At 68.6% G+C, this 7,580-nt stretch carries 3 protein-coding genes and 1 pseudogene; 1 reads left to right on the top strand and 3 read right to left on the bottom strand.

From position 1 onward, the window contains the following. Positions 1-198: 198 nt before the first annotated feature. On the top strand, positions 199-1,365 hold the full coding sequence (locus D6689_01765) for a phosphatidylserine/phosphatidylglycerophosphate/cardiolipin synthase family protein (protein RMH44730.1): 1,167 nt from the start codon (positions 199-201) through the stop codon (positions 1,363-1,365). Between the two features lie 84 nt (positions 1,366-1,449). Here the strand turns inward: D6689_01765 and D6689_01760 are convergent, their stop codons facing one another. The 3 genes and pseudogenes from D6689_01760 to D6689_01750 form a co-directional block, all read right to left on the bottom strand. Then, positions 1,450-2,088, bottom strand: coding sequence for a glutaredoxin (locus D6689_01760; GenBank protein ID RMH44729.1), 639 nt, complete (start codon positions 2,086-2,088; stop codon positions 1,450-1,452). A 239-nt stretch (positions 2,089-2,327) separates the two neighbouring features. Beyond that, a pseudogene (locus D6689_01755) lies at positions 2,328-3,725 on the bottom strand (2-hydroxyglutaryl-CoA dehydratase). Positions 3,726-3,936: 211 nt separating this feature from the next. Next, complete coding sequence (locus tag D6689_01750; GenBank protein RMH44728.1) at positions 3,937-7,509, bottom strand: CoA activase; 3,573 nt, start codon at positions 7,507-7,509, stop codon at positions 3,937-3,939. Positions 7,510-7,580 lie beyond the last annotated feature (71 nt).

The following is a 7,580-nucleotide window of genomic DNA, read 5'->3' as shown; positions in this document are numbered from 1 at the left end:
GCGAGGTTGCGAGATGCGAGGCGAGGTTCGGCGCACGCCCGAAGCGCACGAGGGCGCGTATAAACATACGGAACCGAAGGGCGCGAGGACGTACGCCGACGATCGCCCGCCGATCGCGACCGCAGCCAGCGGCTATGCGCAACCGCCTCCTAGGGGGAGCCCTTGTCCCGGCGGCCCGAGTCGCGCTACACCACGGGCATGCCGAACCCGCGGGTGTTGGGCGGGGGCGAGGACGCGTTTCGCGCGATCCTTGCGCGCATCGAGTCGGCGACGCGCCGAATTGAGATGCACGCCTTCTTGTGGCACGACGACGACACGGGCAATCAGCTCGGACGCGCCGTGTTGCGCGCCGCCGACCGCGGCGTCAAGGTCCACATCCGCAAAGACCGCGTCGCCGCCGTGTACGAGCACTCCGGCGGCAACGGTCAGAGTTTCTTCCACAAGCGCATCCGCCCGGCCGAGCGGTTTCAAGCGTGGGTGCTGGGCGCGGCCTACCGCCGCCCGGCCGACCAGCGGCGGCCGTCGCGCGCGCTGCGGCGCCGGCAGCAACGGCGCCCGCGCCAGCGGCCCAATCCGCTCGTCGTCGACTTGCTGGCGCACCCGAACGTCGTCATCGACCACCAGCGCAAGCGGTTCGACCATTCCAAGCTGTTCATCTTCGACGACGAGTGCCTGATTCTCGGCAGCATGGGCATCGGCGACGAGCACCGCAACGAGTGGCTCGACATCATGATCGAACTGGAGGGCGCCGAGCACGTGCTCCGGCTGCGCCAGCGGATGGCCGGCACGGTGGAGTTCGACCGGTCGCGCGGGATCGACTTCCTCGTCCACAATCGCGCGGCGCACGCGCGCAAGACCTGCCCGATGCTCGCGCAGCGCCTGGCGCTGATCGACAGCGCGCGCGAATCGCTGGTCGTGAAGATGGCGTATCTCGGCGACCCGCGGTTCACCGACGCGATGGCCCGCGCGGTCGACCGGGGGGTGCGGGTCACCCTGCTCACCGGCGAAAATCCGAACGTGCTGCAGCAGCTCAACCGGCGCACGTGCGCGGAGCTGCTGCGCCGCACCGGCGCGCCGGACCACCTCAAGGTCGTGCTGCACCCGCGCATGGTCCACAGCAAGCTCGTCGTGATCGACGACCGCTACTGCGACGTCGGCTCGGCCAACTTCACGCGCCTGTCGCACGGCGTCTACGACGAGGTGAACCTGTACGTCGACGACCCGCGGTTCGCCGCCGAACTGCGCGACCATGCCCTCGCCCACTGCGAGGACGGCCAGGTGGTCCAGGGCATGGTGTCGTACCGCAAGTTCGCGAGCCAGATCGAGCGCGCGACGGTCGCGTTCCAGGCGCGCCACGGCGCGTGACGCACCGTCGCGCCCCGGTCGCCGCCGCGTGGCCGCGTGTACGCCCGGTGCGTACGGCCGCGCCGCGTGACGCGCGCCCGCGCGTCACGCCGGCCGCGGTGCGACCTCGACGTTCGGCCGCGCCGGGTCCGCGGGCGGGCGCCGATCGCGCGGCAGCGTGCGCGCGTCGAGCTGGCCGAGCCGCGCGATCTCGTCGAGCTCGTGGTAGCCGCCGACGAACTCGCCCCGCAAGAACACCCACGGCGTCGTGTTCTGGCGCGTCTGCCCGACGAGCCGCCCCTCGAGGTGCGCGTGGTCAGGGTCGTCGAGGTCGACGAAGTCGTAGTCGACCTTGGCGTCGTTGAGCAGCGACTGCGCGCGCCCGGTCCACGGACAGGACGCCCGGCCGTATACCTGCGCCGCCACGTCCGGGTCGCCGAGCGCGTCGCTCCGTCGCGCGGCGAGCTCCGCGGCAGTCGGCGGCGGCGCTTCGGCCGTCTGCCGTGCGATGGCGGCCTCGCGCGCCGACCGCTGCGAATCGACCGCCAGCGCCGCGTCCTCGCCGCCGCGGACCCGCACCAGCCGCTCGCTCACCGCCCGCAGGGCCGGCGAGTTCGTACGGGCCAGCAGCCAGTCCCGCACCTCGCCGCCGATCTCGTCGGCGCGGTTGAACGCCGCGAGCGCACGCCGGCCGGCAGCCGCCGCGCACCGTCGCACCCAGGTCGCCGCGCGCTGTCGCACCATGGCGGCCCCTCCGCGAGCTACGCGAGGACGCGCAGCGGCGTCCGCCCCTCGGGAATCGGCGGCGCCGCCGCGCGCTCTCCGGCCGCCTGCGGGTCGCGGACGACCGCCGACGCGCGCGCCCGCCGGGCCTTCGCCGCCGCGATCTTCGCGATCGCGCCGAGCGTCCGCTCGTCGCCGCCCGCGCGCATCCGGCGCAGGCGCGCCGCGACCCGATCGCGCGCCGCCTTGATCCGGCGCTTGCGCATGCCGACCTCGCGCACCAGGTCTGCCGTGGTGCAGCCGTACTTGTGCGGGCTGCGGTGCAGCGCCTTGCGCAGCTCCGGGTGCTTGGCGACGTAGGCGCGCACCTCGTCCATCGTCATGCCCGCTTCGGCGAGCGCCTGGTCGACCTCCCGCTGCGCCGCCTGCTTGGCCTTGAACAGTTGCATCTGCACGCGACTGTAGACGTTGACCGCGCCGTCACCGTTGGTCTCCACCGGCAAGAAGATCGCCTGCGGATACATCTCGGTGATCATCGACTGAACGCCGTCGGACACCGAACTCGACGGCATGCAGCCGAACGGTTTGACGCTCAACGTCATGTTGACCTTGCTCTTGGCCACGTTGAGGATCAGCTTGCCGACCTCCATGTGGCCCTCGCCGCCGCGCAGGTTGTTGTCGTAGAATGCGTGACTCACCTCGGCCAGCTCGTGCATGTCGGGCAGGTGGTAGTCGTACAGCCCCATGACGTGCGCGAACGTCTGGAACAGGCCGCGGATCGCCTTGTCGGCGGCCGCCAGCGACAGCACCCGCTTGCGCACGTCGACGCCGGCCAGACCGAACCGACTGCCGCCGTCGGTGCCGCGCAGGCGCGCGCGCAGCTCGGTGTCGTACTGGCCCTGCCACACCATGTACAGCAGCCACGCGGTGACCAGCTGAATGTCGACCTCGGCGCCCTCCGATTCGAGGAACCGCTGCATCCCGTAGTTGCCGTCGCCCTCGGTCGTCATGGCCCAGAACTCGCCGATGATGCCGACCTTCGGCGCGACGCGCGTGCGGTCCACCTCGATCGCGCCCATCAGCCGCCGGGTCTCGATCAACGCGCGGAGCAGGCCTTTGCGCTCCTCGAGCGCGCGGCCGATGATCTCCTTGGCCTGCTCCATCGCACGGTCGGTAGCGCCCGGCTCCACCTCGTACGGGCGGATCCGATAGGCGAGCGCGTTGAGCACGTCGCCGGCGATGATCGCCTTGATGACCGCCCACGAGAACGCGGGGTTGATCTCGAGCCCGAGATCCTCGCCGGTCGCCTGCTTGATGCCGCCGGTCTGCTGGAACAGCAACACGCGGAACCCGTCGAAGCCGGAGTCGCGCAGCGCCTTGCGGTATTCGGTCACGTACGTGCCGAACCGGCACGGTCCGCACGCGCCGGCGGTGACGAACACGTAGTTGTCGATGATCTCCTGGCGCGACAGGCCCGCCTTCTCCATCGCGTGCAGCTCTTTGACGAGGTTGCCGACCGTGAAGTAGGTCGGGTTGCACTGGCCTCGGTTGCCGAACTCGCGGCCGAACTGGAGCGCGGCCGTATCCGGCACGTCGAGGGCGCGCACCTTGTAGCCAATGCCGCGCAGCGCGTGCTGGACGAACTTGTCGTGGGCCATCGTCAGGCCGCAGACGAGCAACGTGGTGTGCTCGCGCTGCTCGCGGGTGAACGTGCTCGGCACCGGATCGTGCCAGTGCTCCGCCGGGCCGTCGTCGAGCCCGAGTCGCTTGCGCTCGGCCGCCTCGAACTGGGCCAGCTCGGCCGCGATCTGCTGCTCCAACTCAACCAGTTCCTGTTCGTGATTCATGATTCGGTGCCTCTCGTGGGAATTACTGCAGCACGGCGAGCGACGGCGACCTGACCGCGGACGTGGCCGCCGGCGGCGGCGTCAGCCGAGCCACCAGCTCGCGCTGGCGCTCGACTTGGCGCTGAAGTCCGACATCGGCCGCGCCGCGCAGCGCCGTCATCTTGTGTTGCATCTGCTCGAGCAATTCGAGTTTCTTGAGTGCGACGCGGCGCTCCAACTCGCGCTTGCGTTCCGCGCGGTCCTCGAGCCGCTCGCGCGCCAGCATGAGCGTGTGCGCGTACGTCTTGACGCGAATCTTGATCGAGCCGGCCGGCTTGTTCGCGTCGATGTCGTGCAGTGCCGAATACGGCGCGTCGCCGGCGGCGATGATGCTGTCGATCAGCCCGTAGGTCGGCGCGTCGTGACCGCACTTGAAGCTCGACAGGTCGAGCACGGCCACGTTCGGGTGACGCGCGGCAAACTTGGCAGCCCACACCTTCTGGACGCTATTGACGCTGTAGTTCTCGGGCCACACGTCGTTGATGTCCAGCGGCGACTCGATGAGCCCCTTGCGCAGGTCGTCGGCGAAGAACCGGCTGAGCCACTGCTCGTCCTTCGGGATCGACCGCATCGAGATCACCGGGTAGCCGAGCGCCTGGAACTCCTCGAGCACGCCGTGGTTCAGCCCCGGATCGTTGTGGTAGGGGCGGCCGAGCATCAGGATGCACATCCGATTCTCGGCCTCCACCTGCTCGAGGATCTGCCGGCCGCGCTCCTGCATCTGGCGGTCGAACTCGTGCAGCGCCTTCCACGCCTGGTCGCACGCCCAGTCGCTTTCGTCCTCGGTGATGCCGAGCCGCTCGCCCCACGCCTCGAACATCTGCTTCTTGAGCAGCAGCGGCTCGGCCATGGTCACCGCCGGATCCACGTACTCGATGCCGCGCTCGGCGAAGAAGTCGGTCTCCTTGGTGAACGCGGCGCGCAGTACCTTCGGGGTACCCGCGACCACCGGACACGACGCCGTGTCCATCACCCCCTCCACCCAGGTCGGGATGTGGGTGATGCACGGGAAGAAGATGTAGTCGAGCGGCTTTTTCGCGTGATGCTCGAACAGCAGGTTGTGGATGTGCGCCTGGGACACCTTGCCCGGATAACAGGGGTCGACCGAGCCGTACTTGCCGCCGGCCTGCCACAGCTCCTCGCTGGTCTCGTCGGAGAACACGATGTTGCGCTTGTGCAAGCCGAGCGCCTCGAAGTAGTGGCGCCAAAACGGCGCGGTGCTCCAGATATTGAGCGCGCGCGGGATGCCGATGCGGATCGCACGCCGCCGGTCCACGGCCGATGCGGGCGACCGGCGAAACAGCCGCTTGTACGGCACGCGACGCACACCGCCGAGCAGCGTCCGCTTGACCTGGACGTCCTCGACATCGGTGCCGTGGTCGGGCAACGGCTCGGGCGTGTAGAAGCTCTTGAACGCCAACTTCGCCTCGTAGTCGACGAGGTTCGGGTAGCGCTTCATGCGCTCTTTGCGCTCGCGGTTGAGTTCCCGCAAGGCGTCGAGGTCCTCGACCGTGCCCTTTTCACACGAGAAGCCCGAGATGTAGCGGGCCGTCTGGCCGGTAGGCGTGCGCGTGTCGATGAACGTGCGCGAACAGTTGTTCGGGCAGAAGTCGCAGCGCGTCGTCTCGTCGTTTCGGCTCGTGTACTCGATGTTGATCGCCGCATCGAGGCCGACGAACGTGCTGTAGCCGCGGCGCTTGACCACGCGCAGCGCTTCCATCGCCGCGCCGATCGCGCCCGCCTCGCCGGTGTGCGGATGGACGTGGATGACCGCGTCCGGCACGCGCTCCTTGATGTAGTCGACCTGCGCCTTGACGGCGGCGAGGTTGTGCTGCGTCCCCCCCTGTAGGACGAACACGCGGCCGAGTTCGGCCATGCGCGGGATCTGGACGACGTACTGCCACACGTTCTTCGGCAGCACCAACGCCAGACCGGCGAGCAGCTCGTCGCGCTCGAAGCCCTCCTTCTGGAAGTTGACGCGATCCGAGTCGAGAAACACCGCGCAGCCGTAGCTGAACACGGGCGACAGCCGCGCCGCGAATGCGTGCTCGGCGTACTCGGTGACCGGCAAGCCGAACTGGTCGGCCATCGCCTGCAGCAACATCCCGTTGCCGGCGCTGCACGAGTTCGACAGCTTGAAGTTGCGGATGTCGCCCTTTTGCATGAACAGGACCTTGATGTCCTGCCCGCCGATGTCGCAGATGACGTCCACGTCGCCGAAGTAGTGCTTGGCGCTCATCATGTGCGCCACCGTCTCGACGATGTTGGCGTCGGCCAGCAGCGCCTTCTCCATCACGTCGCCGGCGTAGCCGGTGACGCCGAACGCGGTCACCTCGATGCGCGCCCCCTGGTCCTCCGCCCACCGGCGCAGCTCCAGGAACATGTCCTTCATGTCCTGGATCGGATTGCCCTTCGACAGCTGGTAGACCTTCTTGAGGATGTTGCCGTCCTCGTCGGTGAACACGATCTTCGACGACGTCGACCCGCCGTCGAGACCGATCGCACCGCGCACGACCTGCCCGGGCTGCAGCTTCGCGTCTTCGAACTTCGGGATGCGGTACTTGGCGACGAACGCGTCGCGCTCCTCGTCCGACTCGACCAGTCCCGGGCCGGCTTTTTCGCCGAGCTTGGCCTTGCGGCCGTGCAAGATGAACTCGTCGAGCCCCGCGAGCCCCTGGTAGACGCCGACGTCGGCCGGCTCGTGCATGCCGAACAGCACCGCACCGTAGGCCGCGTACAGCTCGGCGTTGTCCGGCACGAAGATCAGCTCCTCGAGCGGCCGGTCCTTCGGATAGTCGTAGCCGCGCTCCTCCCACGCCTGCGGGATGCGCAGCCGCCAGCACTCCTGCAAAAACGGCAAGTACGTGTTCGGGCCGCCCAGCAACAGGACGCGCGCCCGCAACGTGTTGCCGCGCGTGAGCACCGACAGGTTCTGGCCCACGATCGCGTCGGCGAGCGAGTTCATGATCTCGTCGCGCGGAATGCCGCTCTTGACGAGGTTGACGATGTCGGTCTCCGCGAACACCCCGCACTTCGCCGCGACGTGATGCAGTTTCGTCGGGTCGAACTTGAGCTTCGGGATGTCTTCGCGCGGCATCCCGACCTTGATGACGCACTTGTCGATGGTCGCGCCGGTACCCGACGCGCACTTGTCGTTCATCGACGTCTGCGCCTGCTTCTCGCCGGTCTCCGCGTTCTCCTTGAAGATGATGATCTTCGCGTCCTGGCCGCCGAGTTCGATCACGCTGCCGACGTCCGGGTGGAGCTGCTCGACGGCCATCGTGACCGCGTTGACCTCCTGCACGAACTTCGCGCCGATGTGTGGCGCGATCGGGCCGGCGCCGGAGCCGGTCATGAACACGCGAATCTCGTCGTCGGCCACGTCGGGGAACGCAGCGGCGATCTCCACGAGCAGATCGCGCGTCCGCTCGGGCTGCTTGGTCTCGTGGCGCTGGTACTTGCTCCACAGGATCTCGCGCGTATCCGGGTCGACGACGGTGGCCTTGACGGTGGTGGACCCGACGTCGATCCCGATGAACAGCTTCGTGTTCGGCATGCCTCTCCCTCGCAGCGCGGCCGGCGGCGACCGGCCGAATAGACTGACACGTCAGTCTAGTTTCCCCGTGT

This window comes from Deltaproteobacteria bacterium, assembly GCA_003696105.1.
Taxonomy (GTDB): domain Bacteria; phylum Myxococcota_A; class Polyangia; order Haliangiales; family J016; genus J016.
This window is presented reverse-complemented; position numbering and strand designations above follow the sequence as displayed.